Source organism: Cytobacillus solani, from assembly GCF_006704205.1.
GTDB classification, from domain to species: Bacteria; Bacillota; Bacilli; order Bacillales; family Cytobacillaceae; genus Cytobacillus; species Cytobacillus solani.
The window spans coordinates 1774023-1800541 of record NZ_CP041305.1; the positions used below are offsets into that span (position 1 = coordinate 1774023).

Below are 26519 nucleotides of genomic sequence, written 5' to 3' on the forward strand. Positions count from 1 at the left end.
GTTTCCGGGCTTTGCAAATGTTTCCTCTGTTATTCTCCATTATACCATGGACATAGAGGGGTTATTCAAGAATTAAACGAATCAGTTCAGAAATACCTAAATCAACTACAGCAAAGAACACAGCAAAGAACACGACTGTTGCAAGAACCGTCACTGTATAGCTTGTCAATTCTTTACGCTTTGGCCAGCTGACCTTCCTCATTTCACGGCCAACATCACGGAAAAACTTCAAGATGCGTTGCATGTCGTAACCCCCAACTCCAAGAGAAATATCCTTTTAAATTTTATCTATAGACCTTATTTTGTTTCGCGATGGGTAGTATGATTATTGCATGTTTTACAAAATTTTTTAAGTTCTAAACGGTCAGTTTCTTTGTTATTCATCGTTGAATAATTTCGAGAACCGCACTCAGCACAAGCTAGTGCCACTTTTTTCCTCATTCATTCCACCTACTAAATACTTCTACGTCCTTAAAACTTTAACACGGACGATAATTGATGTCAATAACAGCGAAAACTGGAAGAAAGAGTAGAATGTAATACTTGATCTGTTTACAAAGAAATTTCACGAACCTCCAGGTATCGCTCAAGCTTTCGCTTTACCCGCTGAAGGGCATTATCAATTGATTTAACATGACGGTTAAGTTCCTCTGAGATTTCCTGATAGGATTGACCATCTAAATAAAGCGCAAGTACCTTTCTTTCCAAATCACTCAGAAGCTCCGCCATTTTCACTTCAATATGATCGAATTCCTCCTGATTAATGATTAATTCTTCAGGATCCATTACCTTCGCACCAGAAATGACATCCATTAATGTCCGATCCGATTCCTCGTCATAAATCGGCTTGTCCAAAGATACGTAGGAATTCAACGGGATATGTTTTTGTCGGGTAGCTGTTTTGATAGCTGTAATAATTTGTCTAGTAATACATAGTTCAGCAAAGGCTTTGAAAGAGGAAAGCTTGTCCTCTTTGAAATCTCGAATCGCCTTATATAATCCAATCATTCCCTCTTGAACAATATCTTCTTTATCTGCACCAATCAAAAAATAGGATCTTGCTTTTGCACGAACGAAATTACGATACTTATGAATTAAATAATCTAATGCTTCACTTTCTCCACGATGTACTAAATAAACCAGTTCTTCGTCTTCTAGCTGTAAATACTCTAAATTACTTTCGTCGATTGCCTTTAAGTCAGTATCCACTCAGATCCCTCCGACCGCACAAACATAGATAGAAATATTATACAGTAGGCTTTTTTCCAGCGTCAACCGCTCATCGCTTTCCTCTGCGCCATTTTTCAAAAATTTCTGATACCTCATTGCTAAGCGGTATTCTAGAGAAAGGTCTTTCCTCTTGTATTTTTTTCACTTTTTTGTCTATTCTATTTTCAATATTGTTCATTTCATTTAATAATTCTCTTGATGATTTCCGCAATGCCCCTTGACCAAAGATCGCCCACTGTTCCGTATAATCTGAAGTAGCTACGTGAATTTGTGTTTTTATATTATTGAGACTGATTGCTAATTTTTCAATTCGTTCATCCGCTGTTTCATTTGTTCTTGTAAAAATTACTTCTACATTATGATTTTTATACTGTTTTTCTGTTCCCTTCACAAAATGGGCATCAAATACAACGATCACCCGATAACCAGAATATGCTCGGTATTCTGCCATTTTCTCTATTAAGCGATCTCTAGCTGCAGATAAATCCTTGTCTTTAAGTGCTCTTAGCTCGGGCCAAGCACCAATCACATTATAGCCATCGACAATTAGGATGTTCATCTTTATCCCTCTAGAGGGTGTCGTTTCCGGTGGACCTCATACATGAGGAGTGCTGCAGCAACAGATGCATTTAAAGAGGTTACATGGCCTGACATTGGTAAATGGATAAGAAAGTCACATTTATCACGAATGAGGCGTCCCATTCCTTTCCCTTCACTGCCGATCACTAAGCCTAATGGCAATGTTCCATCAAACTGCCGGTAATCCTCTCTGCCTTTTGCATCTGTTCCAGCTATCCATACACCTTTTTCTTTTAGTTCATCAATTGTCCTTGCCATATTTGTTACTCGGACAACAGGAATATGTTCAATTGCTCCCGTAGATGCCTTTGCAACTGTAGCAGTTAAACCGACAGCTCTTCTTTTGGGAATAATAATCCCGTGAGCTCCTACTGCATCAGCTGTTCTCATTATTGAACCTAAATTATGCGGATCCTCAATTTCATCCAATAGTAAAAAGAATGGGGCTTCATTTTTCTTTTCAGCTGCATGAAACAAATCGTCTATTTCAGCATATTGATATGCCGCAACTTGTGCGATAACCCCCTGATGGTTTCCTTCTGCTACTTGGTCCAGTTTTTTCTTCGGGACAAATTGAACAAATACATTTGACGCCTTAGCTAAACCTATAACCTGCTGCATTTGGCCGCCTTGGGAGCCTTCAGCGATCAAAATTTTATTAATATCTCTGCCTGATTTAAGCGCTTCAATAACAGGGTTTTTCCCCATAATGATATCTTCGTTCATTACACTGTTCCTCCTTTCTTATCCTCAACCATTTGAAAAGCAGCCACAATTATTTCTTCGAGCCTCTTTTGCTGATCCGATAAGTATAAATTGCCTATAAGCGATTCAAAAGCCGTACTATAACGATATGTTTGGACATCCGTGTTTTTTGGAACTGTACCTGATTTTGCATTTCTTCCTCTTTTAACAATAGCCAATTCTTCTTCCGTCAGAAACCCAGAATCAATAAATTGATGAACAATTTGCGATTGTGCTTTTGCTGACACATAATGGGTCGCCTCCTTATGAAGCTGATTTGGCCGTACCTTTCCATTTTGAAGCAGATGTCTGCGTACATATATTTCAAAGACAGCATCGCCCATATAGGCAAGGGCGAGACTGTTTAGCTGTTTTTCATCAATTTTATTATCATATTGAAGCATTGTTTAGCCTCTTTTCCATCTAATCCCTTGAGGTGTATCTTCTAGGATGATATTCATTTCCTTCAGCTTCTCGCGAATTTCATCGGCTAGTTGGAAGTTTCGTTCCTTCCTTGCCTGATTGCGCTGTTCAATCATTCGGTCAATTTCCTCATCCAATAGTTCTTCTTTCGGAAAATCTAGTGAAAGACCTAGAACGTGGAAAAGCTCTTCAAATTCCTTTGCAAAAGCAACAATTACTTGAACAGACGTATTTTTCTCCATCAAATAATAATTAGCTAATTTAGAAAGCTCAAAAAGAACGGAAATTCCATTTGCAGTATTAAAATCATCATCCATTGCTTTAATGAATTCTTCATGTAAGGCAATAATTTTTCCTAACCACTCTTCATTGTTGTCTGTAAGATTCACACTTGCTTCTTGGCGATGTTTTAAATTCTGATAAGATGTTCTAATTCGTTCCAAGGATGCTTTAGTACTTTCTAATAATTCTTCACTGTAATTAATCGGATTCCGGTAATGGACTGAAAGCATAAAGAATCGAAGAACCTGTGGGTCATGATTTTTGATAATGTCATGGACTAGCACGAAGTTACCAAGTGATTTCGACATTTTTTCATTATCAATATTGATATACCCATTATGCATCCAGTAACGAGCAAATGTCTTTCCATTTACTGCTTCTGATTGCGCAATCTCATTCTCATGGTGCGGGAAGGCCAAATCCTGTCCACCAGCATGAATATCAATCGTTTCACCTAAGTATTTCTTAGCCATCGCAGAGCATTCAATATGCCAGCCAGGTCTGCCCTTGCCCCATGGGCTATCCCAATAAATCTCGCCTTCTTTCGCGGCCTTCCAAAGAGCAAAATCAAGCGCATCATCCTTTTTTTCCCCTACGGCAATACGCGCACCAGAGCGCAGCTCGTCGATTGATTGATGGGATAGCTTACCATAACCGTCAAATTTCCGAGTATGGAAATACACATCCCCTTCAGATTCATAGGCAAATCCCTTTTCAATCAATGTTTCAATAAACTCAATAATAATGTCCATACTCTCCGTTACTCTTGGATGTGCATCAGCACGCTTGCAGCCAAGTGCGGAAACATCTTCGAAAAATGCGTCGATAAAACGTTCAGCAATCGTCGGAACATCCTCCCCAAGCTCCCTTGCAGCCCGGATTAATTTATCATCTACATCCGTAAAGTTGGAAATATATTTAATATCATATCCCCTATATTCAAAATATCTTCTAACCGTATCAAATACAATTGGCGGACGGGCATTTCCTATATGAATATAATTATAGACGGTCGGTCCGCACACATACATTTTTACCTTTCCTTCTTCCAAAGGGATAAAGGGCTCTTTTTTTCTTGTTAACGTATTATAAATATGAATGGTCATTAACTTGACTCCTTTCTTTCCTTAAACTTTCGATTTCGCTCTTTAATGCAGCTAGTTCATTTTCCATCTCTTTAAACCGGTCAGCAATCGGGTCAGGCAGATCACAATGGTTTAAGTCTTTACTTATTTTTACCCCATCCTGAACTTTCACTCGGCCCGGAATACCGACAACTGTTGAATTAGGGGGTACCTCGTGTAAGACAACCGAACCGGCCCCTACCTTTGAATTTTCTCCAATTGTTATTGATCCAAGCACCTTTGCTCCCGTTGCAATGAGGGCATTATCTTTAATTGTTGGGTGGCGTTTGCCCTTTTCTTTCCCTGTCCCTCCTAGTGTTACACCTTGAAAAACGGTGACATTATCACCAATCTCACACGTCTCCCCGATCACTACACCCATACCATGGTCAATAAAAAACCGCCTGCCTATTTTAGCACCTGGATGAATTTCAATTCCGGTAAAAAAACGACTAATTTGCGAGATAGCTCTCGCAAAGAAGAATAGCTTTCTTTTGAATAGGGCGTGAGCGATATGATGTGCCCAAATAGCGTGAAGTCCAGAATACGTTAATATTACTTCTAAATAGCTTCTTGCCGCAGGATCCTGTTCAAAAACAACCTCAATATCTTCTTTCATCCTCTTAAACATGCTGACTCCCCTCCTTTTAGAATCAAAATAATTGTTATAAAAATAGTTTTATCTAAATAATATTTTCCCGGGAAATTTTATATTTCCTAAATAGAAAAGCGTAAGCGCCTTGATCATCGCCGTACAAACTGGAGGGGCTCTTCCTTTCGATAAAGGAAACACGAAGAGCGATAGCGATTCGATGTTGACTTATCGTAGGGAGGAGACCCGAATTTTGATAGGCGATAGGCGCTGGAGCTAGACAATTCCCATACTCCCAAGTTACACCTCTTATCTAATAAATAAAAAAAGCGCCTCTGTCACATAGGACAGAGACGCTTTATGCGCGGTTCCACTCTGTTTAGACTTAACTAGTCTCAACTTTAACCTGTTAACGGAAGGAGTTCCGCTCATTTCTACTTAAAAAAGCATGGCCCTTACACATACACTCAGGCAGCTTAAATGTTCGAAACAAGACTCAGAGGGGCACTTCAGAACAATGAGGGGCTTAAACCACTTTCAGCCGATGATGGTTCTCTCTAAAAAGCATCATGATCCCTACTTTTCCTCTTCTACACTTTCATTTATTAAATTACTTATTACTATATTACATTTTAAGCAATATGTTAACCCAAAATACTCATTAATCTTGTTTTTACTTTTTCCCTTCCAAAAAGTTCGATTGCCTGTGGAAGATCTGGCCCATGCGTTTGTCCCGTGATTGCCACACGTATTGGCATAAAGAGTTTCTTTCCTTTATGACCCGTCGCCTTTTGTACAGCCTTCATTGCAGCTTTGATTTCTTCCGCCTTAAAGTCAATCATCTGCTCAATTTCATTTAAGAAAGCAGCAAGCACCTCAGGCACCTGTTCTTCATTAATAACCTCTTTTGCTTCTTCATCCAATACAGTCTCTTCTGCAAAGAAAATTTCCGTCAGCTCAATAATCTCAGCGCCATAACTCATCTTTTCTTGATATAACGCAATCAAGCCTCGCACCCATTGTTCTTCTGCTTCTGTTCTTTGCTCACTTACCAGACCAGCCTTCACAAGGTGTGGCAAAGCAATCGAAACAAGCCGATCGATATCTAGCTTTTTCACATACTGATTGTTCATCCATGTCAGCTTCTGTTTATCGAATAGAGCTGGTGATTTTGATAATCGATCCGCATCAAAGATATTAATAAACTCTTCTTTTGTGAAAAGCTCATCTTCTCCCGATGGTGACCATCCAAGCAGGGCAATAAAGTTAAAAAGGGCTTCAGGTAAATAGCCAAGCTCTTCATACTGCTCAATAAATTGGATGATAGACTCGTCACGCTTACTTAGCTTTTTACGGCTTTCATTCACAATCAATGTCATATGGCCGAATATTGGAGCTTCCCACCCAAGTGCTTCATAGATCATCAATTGCTTCGGCGTATTGGAAATATGGTCATCCCCTCTTAAAACATGGGAGATCTCCATTAAGTGATCATCTACCGTTACTGCAAAGTTATATGTCGGTGTTCCATCCTTTTTGACAATAACATGGTCGCCAATTCCATCCGCTTCAAAAGAAACATTCCCTTTGACCATATCAGTAAAAGTAAACACTTTTCCTTTTGGTACTAAGAAACGGATACTTGGCTGTCTGCCTTCGGCTTCTAATTTTGCACGTTCCTCTACTGTTAAATGGCGGCATTTTCCGGAATATGCAGGTGTATCGCCTTTTTCTACCTGTGCTTCGCGCTCTGCTTCAATTTCCTCTTCGGTACAGTAGCATTTATAGGCGTGTCCTTTATCAAGAAGCTCATTATAGTATTTCTCATAAATATCATTCCGTTCTGATTGGCGGTACGGACCGAAAGCACCTTCCGTATCAACGCTTTCATCCCAATCTATGCCAAGCCACTTTAAATACTTTAACTGGCTTTCTTCTCCACCTTCAATATTGCGCTTCTTATCTGTATCTTCAATACGGATAATAAATTTCCCGCCTTTATTACGAGCAAATAAATAATTGAATAATGCCGTACGAGCATTACCGATATGTAAATGTCCAGTTGGACTCGGGGCATAACGTACGCGAATATCGTTTGACATAATACTGTTGCCTCCTAAATAATCTTCTAGCTACTCATCTATTTTAGCACCCTGAATTTCTGTGATAAAGACTTATATCAATCAAAAATAGATTTCACTTTATTTCCTTTTTTGCAATAACACCGCTACCTGTGAAGCAATTCCTTCGCCTCGGCCTGTAAAACCCAGCTTCTCAGTTGTCGTTGCCTTCACATTAATATTTTCGTTATCTGTTTCTAGTAATTGTGCAATCCGCTCTCTCATTGGCTCAATATAGGGAGCCATTTTCGGCTTCTGAGCAATAATGGTACAATCTGCATTGACAAGCTCATATCCTTTTTCTTTAACAAGCTTCCAAACGTGTTCTAATAATTTTGCAGAGTCCGCATCTTTAAATGCTGGATCAGTATCTGGAAAATGCTTGCCGATGTCCCCTTCTCCGATCGCACCTAAGCAAGCATCAGCTACTGTATGCAATAAAACATCCGCGTCTGAATGGCCTAATAAGCCTTTTTCATATGGGATCTCAATTCCGCCAATAATTAGGGGGCGTCCTTCAGTTAATTGATGTACATCAAAGCCTTGTCCAATTCGAAACATTCGATTTGCTCCTTTATCTATAGTTTTACAACCGCTCTTGTCTTTTTCTGAGAATCGCTTCAGCAAAATACAGGTCCTCAGGGGTCGTTAGCTTAATATTGTCATAATTTCCTTTTACGATAACAATTTCCTGACCGAGGCGCTCTACTAAACTTGCATCATCGGTTCCAAGAAAATCATCTTGCTCTGCCTTCTTATAAGCATTCATCAAAATAGAAAAACGAAAAGCCTGCGGGGTTTGAACAGCCCACAAGCTCGTACGTTCGACCGTTTCAGCAACGATATTTCCAGCAGCTTTTTTTATTGTATCCTTTACAGGAACTGCTAAAATAGCAGCTCCTTTCTCCTTGGCAGCTTCCACTAATGGAAGGATGAGTTCCTTATCAATAAATGGCCGTGCGGCATCATGTACAAGTACGATTCCTTCTTGTTTTACATGCTTTAATGCATTAAATATACTATACTGTCTTTCTTTCCCTCCTGGGACAAGAGCAACTACCTTCGTAATATGATTTTCGGCAAGAATCGCTTTCAATGCCTTCTCCTCTTCCGGATTTATCGCAAGAAATATCCCCTTACATGATTCATCCTTCTGAAAAACATTTAATGTATGAATGAAGACAGGTAACCCATTAACCTCTAGCAAAATTTTATTTTTCCCTGCTTCCATTCTCTTTCCTTGACCAGCTGCAGGTATAATGACTTGATAAGCCATGTAAAACAAACCCCTATCTCTCTATAATGCTTTTTCTAATAGTTTCGGCTTTGCAAAGATCATCCGTCCAGCTGAGGTTTGCAGGACACTTGTTACTAAGACATCGATATGCTTGCCAATATAATCCCGGCCATCTTCAACAACAATCATCGTTCCATCATCCAGATAGGCAATTCCTTGATTTTGCTCTTTCCCATCCTTAATGACTTGAACTTTCATTTCTTCTCCTGGAAGAACAACAGGTTTCACAGCATTAGCCAGATCATTAATATTTAAGACGGCTACCCCCTGGAACTCACAAACTTTATTTAAGTTAAAGTCATTCGTTACGACCACACCATTTGTAATCTTCGCAAGTTTGACAAGCTTACTGTCTACTTCTTGAATCTCTTCAAAGTCACCTTCATAAATTTCTACTTTTATGGCAAGCTCTTTTTGAATCCGATTCAAAATGTCTAACCCTCTTCGTCCTCTATTACGCTTTAATACATCTGACGAATCAGCGATATGCTGTAATTCTTCAAGGACAAACTGCGGGATAACAATTGTTCCCTCTAGAAATCCAGTCTGGCAAATATCTGCAATTCTGCCATCAATAATGACACTTGTGTCTAATATTTTCAAGATGTTTTTAGCAGCTGCTTCAGGCTCCTCTTCATTTGCCTTTTTCTTTCGATTAGAAAACAAATTAAGAAGCTCATCACGTTTTTTAAATCCAACCTGAAACCCTAAATAACCAAATATAAGTGTTAATACAATTGGTGCAACCGTATTTAAAATAGGAACTTCGATGGCATTCAATGCATAACCAATCAAAAAGGCAACAATCAGCCCAAATACTAGGCCGATGCTTCCAAAAATAATATCAGTTATCGGTACCCGTACAAGCGATTCCTCTACCCATTTTACAAAGTTAACAACATAATCAACCGCCCAAAAAGAAATAAGATAAAAAATAATTGCACCTAACACCGCGGACATATAAGGATTATTTAACATGGTAATGTTATCGAGTGATATTAGTCTTAATAAATCAGGAATCAAAAATATCCCAAGCGTTACCCCAATAATAAGGAAGCATGCTTGAACAATACGTTTTAACATTCCTTCACCTCCTTTTAATCATTATTAACAAATTCCAAAAATTGAAACCTATAGAAAAGGGAAATTTCCTCAAGAAATTAAATTATATTAAAATAAGATAAGATAACCGATAATAGTCAATGCCACAGCCTAAGGTTAGCACCATTCGCAATCTAGTGTCAAATAAAACAACCAGACATTGTATCATACTGATTATTATAGTTCAATAGTCACTTTATAGCTGCCGATCTGCAAAAAACTGATTTTTTATCAATTTTAACCCATCTTTAATTTTCCTCGCTCTTACTTCTCCGATTCCCTCTACTTCATCCAATTCCTCTACAGATGCAGCAACAATGGCAGGCAAATCGCCAAAATGAACAATTAAATTCTCTATAATGACTGGCGGCAGCCGCGGGACTTTTGAAAGCATACGATAGCCACGCGGACATTTATATTCGTCCGTGTGAATATACCCGTTATACCCTAGCAATTTCAAAATAAGGGTATCCTCAAGAATTTTTCCAGTAGATAGTTCCTGTAATTTATCAAATAATTCGCCCGTTTGAACATCCTTAGATTGTGCATAGTCCTTTATAATTAATTCCGCTTCCCTTTCAATATCCAGCAAAATCTCATTCATCTGCAAGCGGATTAATCTACCTTCAATCCCCAATTCATTTAAATAAGCAAGCAATTCTGTCTTAATCCTCAATACCATTTCAATACTATGAAAAACATTGATGATATCACAATAGGTAACTAGCTCTTCAAACTCCAGCACACTTAAATTAGCAATGCTCTGTTCTAATACAACCTTATATTTTTCAAGTGTTTGCAGAGCAACATTTGCTTTCGACAAAATCACCGCAATATCCCTTAGTGCATAACGAAAATGCCCTTTATAAAGAGTAATGACATTTCTGCGCTGAGAAATAGCTATAACCAAGGATCCTGTTTGCTTCGCTACCCTTTCAGCTGTTCGATGACGCATCCCCGTTTCCGTGGATGAAATGCTAGGATCTGGGGCAAGTTGAGCATTTGCTATTAATATCTTATTCCCTTCCTCATTTAGAACAATTGCCCCATCCATTTTAGCTAACTCGTATAAATAGCTTGGCGAAAATGGAGAATTTATTTGAAATCCTCCATCAACGATATTTGTCATTTTCTCTTTATTCCCAAGAACGATTAATCCCCCAGTGTTTGCACGAAGGACATTATCAATTCCTTCTCTTATCGGCGTACCCGGAGCCATAAACTGCAGGATTTCACTCATCGTTTTTTCACCAAGCTTTTTCATATCCATCCTTTATCCTCCTAATGTCGCTTTTAATGCTTCACTAACAGAACCTACCCCTATTAGTTCTACTCCTTTTGGTCCCTTCCAGCCACCAAGATTATTAGATGGTAGAATGACTCGTTCAAAGCCAAGCTTTGCAGCTTCCTGAACCCGTTGCTCAATTCTTGAGACCCTTCTGACTTCACCAGTTAATCCAACTTCTCCAATAATACAATCCGTAGGTTTAGTTGGCTTATCACGAAAACTAGATGCAATACTGACAGCAATAGCTAAATCGATAGCAGGCTCATCTAGCTTTACTCCACCAGCTACCTTTAAATAAGCATCTTGGTTCTGCAGGAGCATCCCTACCCTTTTTTCTAGTACTGCCATTAGCAATGGCACACGGTTATGGTCAATTCCCGTTGCCATTCTTCTTGGATTTCCAAAGCTTGTTGGGGAAATAAGCGCCTGTATCTCCACGAGAACTGGACGTGTTCCTTCCATCGATGCAACAACAGTTGATCCTGCTGCACCTTGGGATCTTTCCTCTAGGAAAATTTCGGACGGATTTTCTACCTCTTCCAATCCAAACTCCTTCATTTCGAAAATTCCCATTTCATTTGTAGATCCAAACCTGTTTTTTACTGCTCGTAAAATACGATATGTATGGTGGCGTTCGCCCTCAAAATAAAGCACAGTATCAACCATATGCTCCAATAGTCTCGGTCCGGCTATAGAGCCTTCCTTTGTAACATGCCCAACTATGAAAATGGCAATTCCTTTTGTCTTCCCGATTCTCATTAACTCAGCCGTGCACTCCCTTACTTGAGAAACACTTCCAGGTGCTGAAGTAACCTCTGGATGAAAGATTGTTTGAATTGAATCAATGATTACAAAGCTTGGATTTACTTGATCGATTGTCCTGCTGATTTCTTCAAGACTTGTCTCCGAGTAGACTAATAAATTATCTGAAGAAACACCCAAACGGTCCGCTCTTAATTTCGTTTGACGCATGGATTCTTCTCCAGATATATACAAAACAGAGTGGTTTTTATTAGCAAGTTGGGATGAAACCTGCAGGAGAAGCGTAGATTTACCGATTCCAGGATCACCGCCGATTAACACAAGAGAACCTCTAACTACTCCTCCTCCAAGTACACGATTAAGTTCATTTAAATCTGTATATATTCTTGGCTCACTTACCGTCTCAATAGCGTTTATTGGCGTCGCCTTTGAGAGAATGGTCGATCCTGCGGAATGGGCAAATGCTCCCCTTCTTGAGGTAGCAGGCTTCTCTACTTCTTCGATCATTTTATTCCACTCGCCACAGCCCGGGCATTTCCCCATCCACTTTGGTGATTCATACCCGCATTCCTGGCACATAAACTTTGTTTTCCTTTTGGCCATAACCTTATTCTCCTTCTCTAATCAAACCTTTACCATTTATGTTCTAATTCTTCATTGGAAATATACCCAGAATTATATTATACGCTGTTTCGCACTTAGTAATTACAAAGAAGGTACACGATTATCCACGTGCACCTTCTTCTTTTATCTCATTCATTATTTTTGTATAGTGGCCGTAAGGTTTGATCCCCCTGTTTCTACAACAAACTCTCCATCACGGACATCAATAACAACCTTTTGACCTGTTAATACCGTTCCTTTAAGCAGCTCTTCTGACAAACGATCCTCGATATGTTTTTGAATCGCTCTGCGAAGCGGTCTTGCCCCATATTCAGGGTCATAGCCTTCGACAGAAATTTTCTCCTTCGCAGCATCAGTTAATTCAATATCGATATCCTGCTCTTTTAACCGTTTAGTCAATTGATCAGACATTAATGTAACAATTTCCTTTAAATGCTTTCTCTCTAGTGCATGGAAGACAATGATCTCATCAATACGATTGACGAACTCTGGACGGAACGCCTTTTTCATTTCCTCCATTACCTTCGATTTCATATCCTTGTAATCCTGTTCGCCATCTTGAATGTTGAATCCGACATATTTGTTGCGTTTTAATGCCTCTGCTCCAACATTGGAAGTCATAATTAAAACTGTATTACGGAAATCGACAGTTCTTCCTTTCGAATCAGTCAAACGGCCATCCTCTAATACTTGCAAAAGAATATTGAAAACATCTGGATGTGCCTTTTCAATTTCATCTAGCAGTACAACTGAATATGGCTTTCTGCGAACCTTTTCAGTTAACTGTCCGCCTTCTTCATATCCTACATATCCAGGAGGTGAACCTACCAATCTTGAAGTAGAGTGCTTCTCCATATACTCAGACATATCGATACGGATCATTGCATCTTCATCGCCAAACATTGCTTCAGCTAATGCACGGGCAAGCTCTGTCTTTCCGACCCCAGTTGGACCGAGGAAAACAAATGAGCCAATCGGACGCTTTGGATCCTTTAACCCAGCCCGCGCGCGGCGAACTGCTTTGGAGATCGCTTTAACTGCTTCTTCTTGACCAATCAGTCTTGAATGAAGGATCTCTTCTAAATTTAGAAGCTTCTGTGTTTCTGTTTCTGCCAATTTAGAAACAGGGATACCCGTCCAGCTAGATACAACGCTGGCAATATCTTCAACAGTTACTTCACTGTTCTCTTTGCCTTGTTTTTCCTTCCAAGATTTCTTTGTTTCCTCCAGCTGCTCACGAAGGCGCTGTTCTGTATCCCTTAAAGAGGCAGCTTTCTCAAATTCTTGGCTTTGTACAGCAGCATCCTTTTCTTTACGAACATCCTCAAGCTTTACTTCTAATTCCTTTAAATTAGGCGGTGTCGTGTAAGAGCGAAGACGCACTTTCGAACCTGCTTCATCGATAAGATCAATCGCCTTATCTGGAAGGAACCGATCTGAAATATAGCGATCTGATAGTTTTACAGCCGCATCAATGGCTGCATCAGTTATCGTTACACGGTGATGAGCTTCATAACGGTCTCTTAATCCCTGTAAAATTTGTACAGACTCATCAGCTGTCGGCTCATCAACCGTTATTGGCTGGAAGCGTCTTTCTAATGCTGCATCTTTTTCTATATATTTACGATATTCATCAAGTGTTGTTGCTCCAATACATTGCAATTCGCCACGGGCAAGTGAAGGTTTTAGGATATTAGAAGCATCAATTGCTCCCTCTGCTCCTCCTGCACCAATTAATGTGTGCAGCTCGTCAATGAATAAGATAATATTACCTGCTTGCCTGATTTCATCCATTACCTTTTTCAAACGATCTTCAAATTCTCCCCGGTATTTTGTTCCAGCAACAACCGTTCCCATATCAAGGGTCATGACCCTTTTATCACGAAGTGTCTCTGGGACCTCATTATTAATAATTTGCTGTGCCAGCCCTTCTGCTATTGCTGTCTTCCCAACACCAGGCTCACCAATTAACACTGGGTTATTCTTTGTCCGGCGGCTCAACACTTCTATTACACGCTGTATCTCTTTACTGCGTCCGATCACAGGGTCAAGGCTTCCTTCTTTGGCGATAGCCGTTAAATCTCTTGCTAAACCATCAAGCGTAGGTGTATTGGCATTAGCCGATGATCCGCCCTGGTGATTGCCAGATTCATTGCTTCCTAATAACTGCAGCACTTGCTGGCGTGCTTTATTAAGACTAACCCCAAGGTTATTAAGCACTCTTGCAGCTACACCCTCACCTTCACGAATAAGTCCAAGGAGGATATGCTCAGTCCCTACATAGGAGTGGCCTAATTTCCTCGCTTCATCCATTGAAAGTTCGATCACTTTTTTAGCTCTAGGTGTATAATGTGGCGTCTGGGTTGCATCCTGCCCCCTGCCAATTAAATTTTCCACTTCGTTTTGAATTTTATCCGAACCAAGTCCCAGCGCATAGAGGGCTTTAGCAGCAATGCCGTCCCCTTCTCGAACAAGACCTAGAAGAATATGCTCTGTTCCAATATTATTATGACCTAAACGAATGGCCTCCTCTTGTGCTAAAGCCAACACCTTCTGGGCTCTTTCTGTAAAACGACCGAACATCATATCAGTATCCTCCTATCTATTGATTCTCCATTTTTAATCTTTCTCTTATTAAGGAAGCCCTTCGGATATCCCGCTCATGAGGTCTTAATGGACCTCCAGCATATTGTTGGAGAAATCCAGGCTGTGTTAGAATCATAAGCTCATTTAAAATATTCTTAGAAATATCGCTTAAGTACCCCATGTCAATACCTAAACGAACATCTGATAAGCATCTTGCCGCTTCCTTTGATTCTATAATTCGTGAATTGGACAAAATCCCAAAAGAACGGAACACTCTGTCTTCTAATTGTATGTTTGAAGTTTTCTCTAATGCTTCCCTTGCCGATCTTTCCTGTGAAATGAGCTGACTCACTACACTCTTTAAATCCTCAACTATATCTATTTCTGATTTCCCAAGTGTCAACTGATTCGATACCTGAAAGATGTTTCCTAAAGCCTCGCTGCCCTCACCATAAATCCCTCTAACAACTAAACCCAATTGATTAATTGCTGGGATAATCCGATTGATTTGCTGAGTTAAAACAAGTCCAGGCAGATGCATCATTACTGAAGCCCTTAACCCAGTCCCTACATTCGTCGGACAGCTTGTTAAATAACCGATATTTTCATCAAATGCGTAATCAATCTTCTCCTCAAGCCAATCATCGATCTCATTAGCCATTTCCAATGCCTCTAAAAGTTGAAAACCCGGGAATAAGCATTGTATTCGGATGTGATCCTCTTCATTAATCATAATGCTTAATTCCTCATTTTCAGAGAGCAAACAAGCACCATAAGATGAGTTTTCTGCTAAATAAGGGCTAATTAAATGTTTTTCCATGAGTACTCTTTTTTGAAGCGGCTGAAGTTCATCCATTAACAATAGCTCCATATTCCCAAGCTTTGTAAAAGAAGAGTCATCCACCCTTTCTTTTATCTTATGAATGACTGACTTGGCCTCGTCATTGGAAAAAAGAATAGGAAACTTAAATTGGCTTATATTACGGGCTAATCTAATTCTTGAACTTAAGATAATGTCTGAATCTGGACCTTCAGCACTCATCCAGGAGCTGACAGCTTGATTAATAAAACGTTCTAAAGACAAGCTATTTCCCTCCCTCAAGATTTGTATTTAATTGGCTTTCCAGCAATCGTATCTCATCTCTAATTTCCGCGGCCTTTTCAAACTCTTCCCTAGAAATAGACTCTTTTAGCTGATACTTTAATTCCTCAATATTCTTTTTCAAATGTAGGCTTCCGCCGATTCTTGCCGGAATCTTCCCATTATGCGAAGAGTTTCCGCTATGCAATCTTCTAAGTATTGGCTTAAGCTGTTCCTCAAAAGCTTTGTAACAATGGGCACAGCCAAATCTTCCTATTTTAATAAATTGTTGAAAAGTCATAGAACATTGATCACATTGCAAAATAGTTTCATCTTCGAATGTATCCTGTTCTTTTTTTTTGACTGTAGGATCCATGTTCAATAAGCCAGCTAATAAATTATTAATGGAAAAACCAGTTGCACCGCTAAGCATGAACATATCACCCTTTTCCTGCGCGCATTTCTCGCATAAATGATATTCTGCCTTTTCAGCATTGACTATTTTTGTAAAGTGCAGCGTTGCAGGTCTTTGATTACATTCCTGGCATATCATGTTTTCACCTCTCCAGCTCGCTGTTTTATTTATATTTTAAAGTCGTAAGCATCGCTCTTAACATTCTTGCACGAAGTTCATCTCTATAAGGGAGATCAATATATAATACAGATCGGTCAATAACACTGAGCATGATTTTTGCCTCTCGCTTAGTAATAATTTCCTCTTCTATAAGTCGGAATATCACATCTTCCGCACTATTCTGTGTTAACCGGCCTTGAATTAAAGATAATATTTGTTCAATTACATGAGCATGATCATAAGATTGAACCTTCATTATTCGAATATATCCACCGCCGCCTCTTTTGCTTTCAACGACATAACCCTTTTCAATTGTAAATCTTGTATTGATGACATAATTAATCTGGGACGGTACACATTGGAATTTATCTGCAATTTCACTGCGTTTTATCTCAACGAGTTCTCTTTCGCTCAATTCTAAGACCTGCTTCAAATAATTCTCAATGATATCTGAAATATTTCTCATTACTCCTCCCCCCAATCTGACTTTGACTATATTTGACTTTAATTATACATAAGTATAAATGACGTTGCAATGAACAAGTATTATAATTTTCCCCCATTTTTTATTTCTCAAACCTATGAATGAACTGATAATTAGAATATAGAACACAAAAAAGAGCACCTTTACAGGTGCTCTTTCATTTGCCTAGCGACGTCCTACTCTCACAAGGGGACAGCCCCTAACTACCATCGGCGCTGAGAAGCTTAACTTCCGTGTTCGGGATGGGAACGGGTGTGGCCTTCTCGCCATCGTCACTAGACCTATTTATGATGAGGTTTGTTCCCTCAAAACTAGATAATGCTAAAGAAGAAGTTGAGTAATCATTTTGTCCAGCTACGGCTCCTAACTTCTCGGTCGCCTTCGCTTTTCATTTTGGTTAAGTCCTCGACCGATTAGTATTTGTCAGCTCCACGTGTCACCACGCTTCCACCTCAAACCTATCAACCTGATCATCTTTCAGGGGTCTTACTAGCTTGACGCTATGGGAAATCTCATCTCGAGGGGGGCTTCATGCTTAGATGCTTTCAGCACTTATCCCTTCCGCACATAGCTACCCAGCGATGCTCTTGGCAGAACAACTGGTACACCAGCGGTGCGTCCATCCCGGTCCTCTCGTACTAAGGACAGCTCCTCTCAAATTTCCTGCGCCCACGACGGATAGGGACCGAACTGTCTCACGACGTTCTGAACCCAGCTCGCGTACCGCTTTAATGGGCGAACAGCCCAACCCTTGGGACCGACTACAGCCCCAGGATGCGATGAGCCGACATCGAGGTGCCAAACCTCCCCGTCGATGTGGACTCTTGGGGGAGATAAGCCTGTTATCCCCGGGGTAGCTTTTATCCGTTGAGCGATGGCCCTTCCATGCGGAACCACCGGATCACTAAGCCCGACTTTCGTCCCTGCTCGACTTGTAGGTCTCGCAGTCAAGCTCCCTTATGCCTTTACACTCTTCGAATGATTTCCAACCATTCTGAGGGAACCTTTGGGCGCCTCCGTTACTTTTTAGGAGGCGACCGCCCCAGTCAAACTGCCCACCTGACACTGTCTCCTGCCCCGATCAGGGGCATGGGTTAGAATTTCAATACAGCCAGGGTAGTATCCCACCGATGCCTCCACCGAAGCTGGCGCTCCGGCTTCCAAGGCTCCTACCTATCCTGTACAAGCTGTACCGAAATTCAATATCAGGCTACAGTAAAGCTCCACGGGGTCTTTCCGTCCTGTCGCGGGTAACCTGCATCTTCACAGGTACTATAATTTCACCGAGTCTCTCGTTGAGACAGTGCCCAGATCGTTACGCCTTTCGTGCGGGTCGGAACTTACCCGACAAGGAATTTCGCTACCTTAGGACCGTTATAGTTACGGCCGCCGTTTACTGGGGCTTCAATTCAGAGCTTCGCGTAAGCTAACCCCTCCTCTTAACCTTCCAGCACCGGGCAGGCGTCAGCCCCTATACTTCGCCTTGCGGCTTCGCAGAGACCTGTGTTTTTGCTAAACAGTCGCCTGGGCCTATTCACTGCGGCTTTTCAGGGCTATTCACCCTAAAAAGCACCCCTTCTCCCGAAGTTACGGGGTCATTTTGCCGAGTTCCTTAACGAGAGTTCTCTCGCTCACCTTAGGATTCTCTCCTCGCCTACCTGTGTCGGTTTGCGGTACGGGCACCTTATCCTCACTAGAGGCTTTTCTTGGCAGTGTGGAATCAGGAACTTCGGTACTATATTTCCCTCGCTGTCACAGCTCAGCCTTCACGCAAACGGGATTTTCCTCGCTTGCAGCCTAACTGCTTAGACGCACATATCCAGCAGTGCGCTTACCCTATCCTCCTGCGTCCCCCCATTGCTCAAACGGAGTTTGGTGGTACAGGAATATCAACCTGTTGTCCATCGCCTACGCTTTTCAGCCTCGGCTTAGGTCCCGACTAACCCTGAGCGGACGAGCCTTCCTCAGGAAACCTTAGGCATTCGGTGGATGGGATTCTCACCCATCTTTCGCTACTCATACCGGCATTCTCACTTCTAAGCGCTCCACCAGTCCTTGCGGTCTAGCTTCAACGCCCTTAGAACGCTCTCCTACCACGGACATCGTAGATGTCCATCCACAGCTTCGGTGATACGTTTAGCCCCGGTACATTTTCGGCGCAGAGTCACTCGACCAGTGAGCTATTACGCACTCTTTAAATGGTGGCTGCTTCTAAGCCAACATCCTGGTTGTCTAAGCAACTCCACATCCTTTTCCACTTAACGTATACTTTGGGACCTTAGCTGGTGGTCTGGGCTGTTTCCCTCTTGACTACGGATCTTATCACTCGCAGTCTGACTCCCATGGATAAGTCTTTGGCATTCGGAGTTTGTCTGAATTCGGTAACCCGATGGGGGCCCCTAGTCCAAACAGTGCTCTACCTCCAAGACTCTTTCTACATGAGGCTAGCCCTAAAGCTATTTCGGAGAGAACCAGCTATCTCCAAGTTCGATTGGAATTTCTCCGCTACCCACACCTCATCCCCGCACTTTTCAACGTGCGTGGGTTCGGTCCTCCATTCAGTGTTACCTGAACTTCAACCTGGACATGGGTAGATCACCTGGTTTCGGGTCTACGACCACATACTCATTCGCCCTATTCAGACTCGCTTTCGCTGCGGCTCCGTCTATTCAACTTAACCTTGCATGTAATCGTAACTCGCCGGTTCATTCTACAAAAGGCACGCTATCACCCATTAACGGGCTCTAACTACTTGTAGGCACACGGTTTCAGGATCTCTTTCACTCCCCTTCCGGGGTGCTTTTCACCTTTCCCTCACGGTACTGGTTCACTATCGGTCACTAGGGAGTATTTAGCCTTGGGAGATGGTCCTCCCTGCTTCCGACGGGATTTCTCGTGTCCCGCCGTACTCAGGATCCACTCTGGAGGGAACGAAGTTTCAACTACAGGGCTTTTACCTTCTCTGGCCGGCCTTTCCAGACCTGTTCATTTACCTCGTTCCTTTGTAACTCCGTGTAGAGTGTCCTACAACCCCAAGAGGCAAGCCTCTTGGTTTGGGCTAATCCCGTTTCGCTCGCCGCTACTCAGGGAATCGCGTTTGCTTTCTCTTCCTCCGGGTACTTAGATGTTTCAGTTCCCCGGGTCTGCCTTCAATACCCTATGTATTCAGGTAAAGATTCTATCCCATTACGGATAGAGGGTTCCCCCATTCGGAAATCTCCGGATCAAAGCTTACTTACAGCTCCCCGAAGCATATCGGTGTTAGTCCCGTCCTTCATCGGCTCCTAGTGCCTAGGCATTCACCGTGCGCCCTTTCTAACTTAACCTACTTCGGTCAATGATCAACTGCGCATCTCGGCGTCAGCTCTCTCGCTGTGCTCCTCACGTACTGAGTACGTTCCGGTGCTCGCTCGGTCGCTTCCTTGATCTGCTTGTTGCTCATTGCCCTCATGGTTTACACTCTTACTTGGTTTTAAAAACTCAATATAAGAGAAAAAACTTACTTGGTTTTAAAAACTCAATATAAGAGAAAAAACTAAGATGGCGATTACTCGGTTATCTTCTTTATTGCATTATCTAGTTTTCAAAGAACAAGGCTACTGATTTCAATCACAACGTGATTAAGCTTCGTAGCTATTCATCATGCTGCCTTGCGACGAGCTGAGGTTTATCTTCCTCGAACTACTGCGGCGCAGGAGCAAAATAATATGAGAGATTACTCTCTCAAAACTGAACGAACAATGAAACGTCTTTTAATGAAGTTAGACTTCATTTCATCCTTAGAAAGGAGGTGATCCAGCCGCACCTTCCGATACGGCTACCTTGTTACGACTTCACCCCAATCATCTGTCCCACCTTAGGCGGCTGGCTCCTTGCGGTTACCCCACCGACTTCGGGTGTTACAAACTCTCGTGGTGTGACGGGCGGTGTGTACAAGGCCCGGGAACGTATTCACCGCGGCATGCTGATCCGCGATTACTAGCGATTCCGGCTTCATGCAGGCGAGTTGCAGCCTGCAATCCGAACTGAGAATGGTTTTATGGGATTGGCTAAACCTCGCGGTCTTGCAGCCCTTTGTACCATCCATTGTAGCACGTGTGTAGCCCAGGTCATAAGGGGCATGATGATTTGACGTCATCCCCACCTTCCTCCGGTTTGTCACCGGCAGTCACCTTAGAGTGCCCAACTGAATGCTGGCAACTAAGATCAAGGGTTGCGCTCGTTGCGGGACTTAACCCAACATCTCACGACACGAGCTGACGACAACCATGCACCACCTGTCACTCTGTCCCCCGAAGGGGAACGTCCTATCTCTAGGATTGTCAGAGGATGTCAAGACCTGGTAAGGTTCTTCGCGTTGCTTCGAATTAAACCACATGCTCCACCGCTTGTGCGGGCCCCCGTCAATTCCTTTGAGTTTCAGCCTTGCGGCCGTACTCCCCAGGCGGAGTGCTTAATGCGTTTGCTGCAGCACTAAAGGGCGGAAACCCTCTAACACTTAGCACTCATCGTTTACGGCGTGGACTACCAGGGTATCTAATCCTGTTCGCTCCCCACGCTTTCGCGCCTCAGTGTCAGTTACAGACCAGAAAGTCGCCTTCGCCACTGGTGTTCCTCCAAATCTCTACGCATTTCACCGCTACACTTGGAATTCCACTTTCCTCTTCTGCACTCAAGTCTCCCAGTTTCCAATGACCCTCCCCGGTTGAGCCGGGGGCTTTCACATCAGACTTAAGAAACCACCTGCGCGCGCTTTACGCCCAATAATTCCGGACAACGCTTGCCACCTACGTATTACCGCGGCTGCTGGCACGTAGTTAGCCGTGGCTTTCTGGTTAGGTACCGTCAAGGTACCGCCCTATTCGAACGGTACTTGTTCTTCCCTAACAACAGAGTTTTACGATCCGAAAACCTTCATCACTCACGCGGCGTTGCTCCGTCAGACTTTCGTCCATTGCGGAAGATTCCCTACTGCTGCCTCCCGTAGGAGTCTGGGCCGTGTCTCAGTCCCAGTGTGGCCGATCACCCTCTCAGGTCGGCTACGCATCGTCGCCTTGGTGAGCCGTTACCTCACCAACTAGCTAATGCGCCGCGGGCCCATCTGTAAGTGATAGCCGAAGCCATCTTTCAACTTTTCTACATGAGTAGAAAAGGATTATCCGGTATTAGCTCCGGTTTCCCGAAGTTATCCCAGTCTTACAGGCAGGTTGCCCACGTGTTACTCACCCGTCCGCCGCTAATCTTTGGGAGCAAGCTCCCTCAGATTCGCTCGACTTGCATGTATTAGGCACGCCGCCAGCGTTCGTCCTGAGCCAGGATCAAACTCTCCAATAAAGAGTAAGATTAGCTCTTAAGTTTTAATACTTGAATTAACGTTGACGTTTTTTGTTCGTTCAGTTTTCAAAGAGCAATGATTATTATTACTCTGCCGCTCAAGGCGACTTTTAAATACTACTATGTTTAAAATGTTAAGTCAATACCTTTTTTAACATTTTGGTGGAGCCTAGCGGGATCGAACCGCTGACCTCCTGCGTGCAAGGCAGGCGCTCTCCCAGCTGAGCTAAGGCCCCATAAAAATATGAATGGTCGGGAAGACAGGATTCGAACCTGCGACCCCTTGGTCCCAAACCAAGTGCTCTACCAAGCTGAGCTACTTCCCGTTTTTATGGCGCGCCCGAAAGGAGTCGAACCCATAACCTTCTGATCCGTAGTCAGACGCTCTATCCAATTGAGCTACGGGCGCTATTTTTTAAAGTGGTGCCGAGGACCGGAATCGAACCGGTACGGTAGTCACCTACCGCAGGATTTTAAGTCCTGTGCGTCTGCCAGTTCCGCCACCCCGGCAAATAATTGGAGCGGAAGACGGGATTCGAACCCGCGACCCCCACCTTGGCAAGGTGGTGTTCTACCACTGAACTACTTCCGCAAATAAAATGATGCGGGTGAAGGGAGTCGAACCCCCACGCCTTGCGGCGCTAGATCCTAAGTCTAGTGCGTCTGCCAGTTCCGCCACACCCGCATTATTTAAATGGTGAGCCATGAAGGACTCGAACCTTCGACCCTCTGATTAAAAGTCAGATGCTCTACCGACTGAGCTAATGGCTCTTTCTAGGAAACATGCCGGCCAGAGGACTTGAACCCCCAACCTACTGATTACAAGTCAGTTGCTCTACCAATTGAGCTAGGCCGGCATAATAAAAATATGGTGGAGGATGACGGGATCGAACCGCCGACCCTCTGCTTGTAAGGCAGATGCTCTCCCAGCTGAGCTAATCCTCCATTTTATAAAGCCTAGCGACGTCCTACTCTCACAAGGGGACAGCCCCTAACTACCATCGGCGCTGAGAAGCTTAACTTCCGTGTTCGGGATGGGAACGGGTGTGGCCTTCTCGCCATCGTCACTAGACCTATTTATGATGAGGTTTGTTCCCTCAAAACTAGATAATGCTAAAGAAGAAGTTGAGTAATCATTTTGTCCAGCTACGGCTCCTAACTTCTCGGTCGTTTCGATCCGCCCCTACAAATCCAAATGCGGGATTTGCATGGTCGGCTCTCCAACGCCTTTCGAAGTTGAACAGTCGCCTTCGCCTTTCATTTTGGTTAAGTCCTCGACCGATTAGTATTTGTCAGCTCCACGTGTCACCACGCTTCCACCTCAAACCTATCAACCTGATCATCTTTCAGGGGTCTTACTAGCTTGACGCTATGGGAAATCTCATCTCGAGGGGGGCTTCATGCTTAGATGCTTTCAGCACTTATCCCTTCCGCACATAGCTACCCAGCGATGCTCTTGGCAGAACAACTGGTACACCAGCGGTGCGTCCATCCCGGTCCTCTCGTACTAAGGACAGCTCCTCTCAAATTTCCTGCGCCCACGACGGATAGGGACCGAACTGTCTCACGACGTTCTGAACCCAGCTCGCGTACCGCTTTAATGGGCGAACAGCCCAACCCTTGGGACCGACTACAGCCCCAGGATGCGATGAGCCGACATCGAGGTGCCAAACCTCCCCGTCGATGTGGACTCTTGGGGGAGATAAGCCTGTTATCCCCGGGGTAGCTTTTATCCGTTGAGCGATGGCCCTTCCATGCGGAACCACCGGATCACTAAGCCCGACTTTCGTCCCTGCTCGACTTGTAGGTCTCGCAGTCAAGCTCCCTTATGCCTTTACACTCTTCGAATGATTTCCAACCATTCTGAGGGAACCTTTGGGCGCCTCCGTTACTTTTTAGGAGGCGACCGCCCCAGTCAAACTGCCCACCTGACACTGTCTCCTGCCCCGATCAGGGGCATGGGTTAGAATTTCAATACAGCCAGGGTAGTATCCCACCGATGCCTCCACCGAAGCTGGCGCTCCGGCTTCCAAGGCTCCTACCTATCCTGTACAAGCTGTACCGAAATTCAATATCAGGCTACAGTAAAGCTCCACGGGGTCTTTCCGTCCTGTCGCGGGTAACCTGCATCTTCACAGGTACTATAATTTCACCGAGTCTCTCGTTGAGACAGTGCCCAGATCGTTACGCCTTTCGTGCGGGTCGGAACTTACCCGACAAGGAATTTCGCTACCTTAGGACCGTTATAGTTACGGCCGCCGTTTACTGGGGCTTCAATTCAGAGCTTCGCGTAAGCTAACCCCTCCTCTTAACCTTCCAGCACCGGGCAGGCGTCAGCCCCTATACTTCGCCTTGCGGCTTCGCAGAGACCTGTGTTTTTGCTAAACAGTCGCCTGGGCCTATTCACTGCGGCTTTTCAGGGCTATTCACCCTAAAAAGCACCCCTTCTCCCGAAGTTACGGGGTCATTTTGCCGAGTTCCTTAACGAGAGTTCTCTCGCTCACCTTAGGATTCTCTCCTCGCCTACCTGTGTCGGTTTGCGGTACGGGCACCTTATCCTCACTAGAGGCTTTTCTTGGCAGTGTGGAATCAGGAACTTCGGTACTATATTTCCCTCGCTGTCACAGCTCAGCCTTCACGCAAACGGGATTTTCCTCGCTTGCAGCCTAACTGCTTAGACGCACATATCCAGCAGTGCGCTTACCCTATCCTCCTGCGTCCCCCCATTGCTCAAACGGAGTTTGGTGGTACAGGAATATCAACCTGTTGTCCATCGCCTACGCTTTTCAGCCTCGGCTTAGGTCCCGACTAACCCTGAGCGGACGAGCCTTCCTCAGGAAACCTTAGGCATTCGGTGGATGGGATTCTCACCCATCTTTCGCTACTCATACCGGCATTCTCACTTCTAAGCGCTCCACCAGTCCTTGCGGTCTAGCTTCAACGCCCTTAGAACGCTCTCCTACCACGGACATCGTAGATGTCCATCCACAGCTTCGGTGATACGTTTAGCCCCGGTACATTTTCGGCGCAGAGTCACTCGACCAGTGAGCTATTACGCACTCTTTAAATGGTGGCTGCTTCTAAGCCAACATCCTGGTTGTCTAAGCAACTCCACATCCTTTTCCACTTAACGTATACTTTGGGACCTTAGCTGGTGGTCTGGGCTGTTTCCCTCTTGACTACGGATCTTATCACTCGCAGTCTGACTCCCATGGATAAGTCTTTGGCATTCGGAGTTTGTCTGAATTCGGTAACCCGATGGGGGCCCCTAGTCCAAACAGTGCTCTACCTCCAAGACTCTTTCTACATGAGGCTAGCCCTAAAGCTATTTCGGAGAGAACCAGCTATCTCCAAGTTCGATTGGAATTTCTCCGCTACCCACACCTCATCCCCGCACTTTTCAACGTGCGTGGGTTCGGTCCTCCATTCAGTGTTACCTGAACTTCAACCTGGACATGGGTAGATCACCTGGTTTCGGGTCTACGACCACATACTCATTCGCCCTATTCAGACTCGCTTTCGCTGCGGCTCCGTCTATTCAACTTAACCTCGCATGTAATCGTAACTCGCCGGTTCATTCTACAAAAGGCACGCCATCACCCATAAACGGGCTCTGACTACTTGTAGGCACACGGTTTCAGGATCTCTTTCACTCCCCTTCCGGGGTGCTTTTCACCTTTCCCTCACGGTACTGGTTCACTATCGGTCACTAGGGAGTATTTAGCCTTGGGAGATGGTCCTCCCTGCTTCCGACGGGATTTCTCGTGTCCCGCCGTACTCAGGATCCACTCTGGAGGGAACGAAGTTTCAACTACAGGGCTTTTACCTTCTCTGGCCGGCCTTTCCAGACCTGTTCATTTACCTCGTTCCTTTGTAACTCCGTGTAGAGTGTCCTACAACCCCAAGAGGCAAGCCTCTTGGTTTGGGCTAATCCCGTTTCGCTCGCCGCTACTCAGGGAATCGCGTTTGCTTTCTCTTCCTCCGGGTACTTAGATGTTTCAGTTCCCCGGGTCTGCCTTCAATACCCTATGTATTCAGGTAAAGATTCTATCCCATTACGGATAGAGGGTTCCCCCATTCGGAAATCTCCGGATCAAAGCTTACTTACAGCTCCCCGAAGCATATCGGTGTTAGTCCCGTCCTTCATCGGCTCCTAGTGCCTAGGCATTCACCGTGCGCCCTTTCTAACTTAACCTACTTCGGTCAATGATCAACTGCGCATCTCGGCGTCAGCTCTCTCGCTGTGCTCCTCACGTACTGAGTACGTTCCGGTGCTCGCTCGGTCGCTTCCTTG

General features: G+C 43.8%; 18 protein-coding genes, 9 tRNA genes, 5 rRNA genes and 1 other annotated feature. All 32 genes read right to left on the bottom strand.

The features are described 5' to 3' along the window. Nucleotides 1–61 precede the first annotated feature (61 nt). A complete protein-coding gene (gene secE / locus FI644_RS09140; RefSeq protein WP_053478277.1) occupies nucleotides 62–244 on the bottom strand; it encodes a preprotein translocase subunit SecE in 183 nt (60 codons plus the stop codon). A 53-nt stretch (nucleotides 245–297) separates the two neighbouring features. Continuing rightward, on the bottom strand, nucleotides 298–441 hold the full coding sequence (rpmG, locus tag FI644_RS09145) for a 50S ribosomal protein L33 (protein WP_053478278.1): 144 nt from the start codon (nucleotides 439–441) through the stop codon (nucleotides 298–300). A 111-nt stretch (nucleotides 442–552) separates the two neighbouring features. Further along, nucleotides 553–1209, bottom strand: coding sequence for an RNA polymerase sporulation sigma factor SigH (gene sigH / locus FI644_RS09150; protein ID WP_172797594.1), 657 nt, complete (start codon nucleotides 1207–1209; stop codon nucleotides 553–555). Between the two features lie 70 nt (nucleotides 1210–1279). Further along, on the bottom strand, nucleotides 1280–1789 hold the full coding sequence (locus FI644_RS09155) for an NYN domain-containing protein (RefSeq protein WP_053478279.1): 510 nt from the start codon (nucleotides 1787–1789) through the stop codon (nucleotides 1280–1282). A 2-nt stretch (nucleotides 1790–1791) separates the two neighbouring features. Beyond that, on the bottom strand, nucleotides 1792–2535 hold the full coding sequence (rlmB, locus tag FI644_RS09160) for a 23S rRNA (guanosine(2251)-2'-O)-methyltransferase RlmB (RefSeq protein ID WP_053478280.1): 744 nt from the start codon (nucleotides 2533–2535) through the stop codon (nucleotides 1792–1794). Continuing rightward, nucleotides 2535–2957 (bottom strand): Mini-ribonuclease 3, encoded by a 423-nt coding sequence (locus FI644_RS09165; RefSeq protein ID WP_053478281.1) that lies wholly within the window; start codon nucleotides 2955–2957, stop codon nucleotides 2535–2537. The genes rlmB and FI644_RS09165 overlap by 1 nt, the downstream gene beginning before the upstream one ends. Before the next feature lie 3 nt (nucleotides 2958–2960). Beyond that, the gene (gene cysS / locus FI644_RS09170) at nucleotides 2961–4364 is read right to left on the bottom strand and encodes a cysteine--tRNA ligase (protein ID WP_053478282.1); all 1404 of its coding nucleotides are present in this window, start codon (nucleotides 4362–4364) and stop codon (nucleotides 2961–2963) included. After that, nucleotides 4345–5013 carry a serine O-acetyltransferase gene (cysE, locus tag FI644_RS09175; protein WP_053478283.1) on the bottom strand — a complete coding sequence of 223 codons (669 nt, stop codon included), beginning with the start codon at nucleotides 5011–5013 and terminating at the stop codon, nucleotides 4345–4347. The genes cysS and cysE overlap by 20 nt, the downstream gene beginning before the upstream one ends. A 307-nt stretch (nucleotides 5014–5320) precedes the next feature. Next, nucleotides 5321–5576 (bottom strand) — a binding site (T-box leader). 42 nt (nucleotides 5577–5618) lie between these two features. Then, nucleotides 5619–7076: a glutamate--tRNA ligase gene (gene gltX / locus FI644_RS09180; RefSeq protein ID WP_053478284.1), complete on the bottom strand. Its 1458-nt coding sequence runs from the start codon at nucleotides 7074–7076 to the stop codon at nucleotides 5619–5621. Nucleotides 7077–7175: 99 nt separating this feature from the next. Continuing rightward, nucleotides 7176–7655 carry a 2-C-methyl-D-erythritol 2,4-cyclodiphosphate synthase gene (gene ispF, locus FI644_RS09185; protein ID WP_053478285.1) on the bottom strand — a complete coding sequence of 160 codons (480 nt, stop codon included), beginning with the start codon at nucleotides 7653–7655 and terminating at the stop codon, nucleotides 7176–7178. Nucleotides 7656–7680: 25 nt separating this feature from the next. Further along, nucleotides 7681–8370, bottom strand: a complete 690-nt coding sequence (gene ispD / locus FI644_RS09190) for a 2-C-methyl-D-erythritol 4-phosphate cytidylyltransferase (protein WP_053478286.1) — start codon at nucleotides 8368–8370, stop codon at nucleotides 7681–7683. Nucleotides 8371–8391: 21 nt separating this feature from the next. Further along, nucleotides 8392–9474: a PIN/TRAM domain-containing protein gene (locus tag FI644_RS09195; protein ID WP_053478287.1), complete on the bottom strand. Its 1083-nt coding sequence runs from the start codon at nucleotides 9472–9474 to the stop codon at nucleotides 8392–8394. A 214-nt stretch (nucleotides 9475–9688) separates the two neighbouring features. Continuing rightward, nucleotides 9689–10762 carry a DNA integrity scanning diadenylate cyclase DisA gene (gene disA, locus FI644_RS09200; RefSeq protein WP_053478288.1) on the bottom strand — a complete coding sequence of 358 codons (1074 nt, stop codon included), beginning with the start codon at nucleotides 10760–10762 and terminating at the stop codon, nucleotides 9689–9691. A gap of 3 nt (nucleotides 10763–10765) precedes the next feature. Further along, nucleotides 10766–12145 carry a DNA repair protein RadA gene (radA, locus tag FI644_RS09205; RefSeq protein WP_053478289.1) on the bottom strand — a complete coding sequence of 460 codons (1380 nt, stop codon included), beginning with the start codon at nucleotides 12143–12145 and terminating at the stop codon, nucleotides 10766–10768. Between the two features lie 156 nt (nucleotides 12146–12301). Beyond that, nucleotides 12302–14752, bottom strand: a complete 2451-nt coding sequence (gene clpC / locus FI644_RS09210; protein ID WP_142108242.1) for an ATP-dependent protease ATP-binding subunit ClpC — start codon at nucleotides 14750–14752, stop codon at nucleotides 12302–12304. Between the two features lie 16 nt (nucleotides 14753–14768). After that, nucleotides 14769–15836, bottom strand: coding sequence for a protein-arginine kinase McsB (gene mcsB / locus FI644_RS09215; protein WP_056681715.1), 1068 nt, complete (start codon nucleotides 15834–15836; stop codon nucleotides 14769–14771). A gap of 1 nt (nucleotide 15837) precedes the next feature. Further along, nucleotides 15838–16386, bottom strand: coding sequence for a protein-arginine kinase activator protein McsA (mcsA, locus tag FI644_RS09220; RefSeq protein WP_053478292.1), 549 nt, complete (start codon nucleotides 16384–16386; stop codon nucleotides 15838–15840). Nucleotides 16387–16411: 25 nt separating this feature from the next. Continuing rightward, a complete protein-coding gene (locus tag FI644_RS09225) occupies nucleotides 16412–16873 on the bottom strand; it encodes a CtsR family transcriptional regulator (RefSeq protein WP_053478293.1) in 462 nt (153 codons plus the stop codon). 181 nt (nucleotides 16874–17054) lie between these two features. After that, a 5S ribosomal RNA gene (gene rrf / locus FI644_RS09230) occupies nucleotides 17055–17171 on the bottom strand. Between the two features lie 113 nt (nucleotides 17172–17284). Next, nucleotides 17285–20217, bottom strand: a 23S ribosomal RNA gene (locus FI644_RS09235). A gap of 457 nt (nucleotides 20218–20674) precedes the next feature. Continuing rightward, nucleotides 20675–22225, bottom strand: a 16S ribosomal RNA gene (locus FI644_RS09240). A 160-nt stretch (nucleotides 22226–22385) separates the two neighbouring features. After that, nucleotides 22386–22461 (bottom strand) — tRNA-Ala (locus tag FI644_RS09245). Nucleotides 22462–22474: 13 nt separating this feature from the next. Continuing rightward, nucleotides 22475–22551 (bottom strand) — tRNA-Pro (locus FI644_RS09250). Between the two features lie 6 nt (nucleotides 22552–22557). Beyond that, nucleotides 22558–22634 (bottom strand) — tRNA-Arg (locus FI644_RS09255). Nucleotides 22635–22646: 12 nt separating this feature from the next. Continuing rightward, nucleotides 22647–22735 (bottom strand) — tRNA-Leu (locus tag FI644_RS09260). A 7-nt stretch (nucleotides 22736–22742) separates the two neighbouring features. Next, nucleotides 22743–22817: transfer RNA gene (locus FI644_RS09265), tRNA-Gly, on the bottom strand. A gap of 11 nt (nucleotides 22818–22828) precedes the next feature. Further along, nucleotides 22829–22910 (bottom strand) — tRNA-Leu (locus FI644_RS09270). Nucleotides 22911–22920: 10 nt separating this feature from the next. Next, a tRNA-Lys gene (locus tag FI644_RS09275) sits at nucleotides 22921–22996 on the bottom strand. Nucleotides 22997–23009: 13 nt separating this feature from the next. Next, nucleotides 23010–23082, bottom strand: a tRNA-Thr gene (locus FI644_RS09280). A gap of 12 nt (nucleotides 23083–23094) precedes the next feature. Then, nucleotides 23095–23170, bottom strand: a tRNA-Val gene (locus FI644_RS09285). Between the two features lie 10 nt (nucleotides 23171–23180). Further along, nucleotides 23181–23297, bottom strand: a 5S ribosomal RNA gene (gene rrf / locus FI644_RS09290). A gap of 190 nt (nucleotides 23298–23487) precedes the next feature. Next, nucleotides 23488–26420 (bottom strand): 23S ribosomal RNA (locus FI644_RS09295). The 16S, 23S and 5S rRNA genes sit together here with 9 tRNA genes alongside, the layout of an rRNA operon. Nucleotides 26421–26519 lie beyond the last annotated feature (99 nt).

Coding starts and splice junctions, on each gene's coding strand:
- ispD (WP_053478286.1), bottom strand. CDS start 8,370: ATGGCTTATCAAGTCATTATACCTGCAGCTGGTCAAGGAAAGAGAATG.
- secE (WP_053478277.1), bottom strand. CDS start 244: ATGCAACGCATCTTGAAGTTTTTCCGTGATGTTGGCCGTGAAATGAGG.
- mcsA (WP_053478292.1), bottom strand. CDS start 16,386: ATGATATGCCAGGAATGTAATCAAAGACCTGCAACGCTGCACTTTACA.
- FI644_RS09195 (WP_053478287.1), bottom strand. CDS start 9,474: ATGTTAAAACGTATTGTTCAAGCATGCTTCCTTATTATTGGGGTAACG.
- FI644_RS09225 (WP_053478293.1), bottom strand. CDS start 16,873: ATGAGAAATATTTCAGATATCATTGAGAATTATTTGAAGCAGGTCTTA.
- cysE (WP_053478283.1), bottom strand. CDS start 5,013: ATGTTTAAGAGGATGAAAGAAGATATTGAGGTTGTTTTTGAACAGGAT.
- gltX (WP_053478284.1), bottom strand. CDS start 7,076: ATGTCAAACGATATTCGCGTACGTTATGCCCCGAGTCCAACTGGACAT.
- disA (WP_053478288.1), bottom strand. CDS start 10,762: ATGGATATGAAAAAGCTTGGTGAAAAAACGATGAGTGAAATCCTGCAG.
- clpC (WP_142108242.1), bottom strand. CDS start 14,752: ATGATGTTCGGTCGTTTTACAGAAAGAGCCCAGAAGGTGTTGGCTTTA.
- rlmB (WP_053478280.1), bottom strand. CDS start 2,535: ATGAACGAAGATATCATTATGGGGAAAAACCCTGTTATTGAAGCGCTT.
- FI644_RS09155 (WP_053478279.1), bottom strand. CDS start 1,789: ATGAACATCCTAATTGTCGATGGCTATAATGTGATTGGTGCTTGGCCC.
- rpmG (WP_053478278.1), bottom strand. CDS start 441: ATGAGGAAAAAAGTGGCACTAGCTTGTGCTGAGTGCGGTTCTCGAAAT.
- ispF (WP_053478285.1), bottom strand. CDS start 7,655: ATGTTTCGAATTGGACAAGGCTTTGATGTACATCAATTAACTGAAGGA.
- radA (WP_053478289.1), bottom strand. CDS start 12,145: ATGGCCAAAAGGAAAACAAAGTTTATGTGCCAGGAATGCGGGTATGAA.
- cysS (WP_053478282.1), bottom strand. CDS start 4,364: ATGACCATTCATATTTATAATACGTTAACAAGAAAAAAAGAGCCCTTT.
- FI644_RS09165 (WP_053478281.1), bottom strand. CDS start 2,957: ATGCTTCAATATGATAATAAAATTGATGAAAAACAGCTAAACAGTCTC.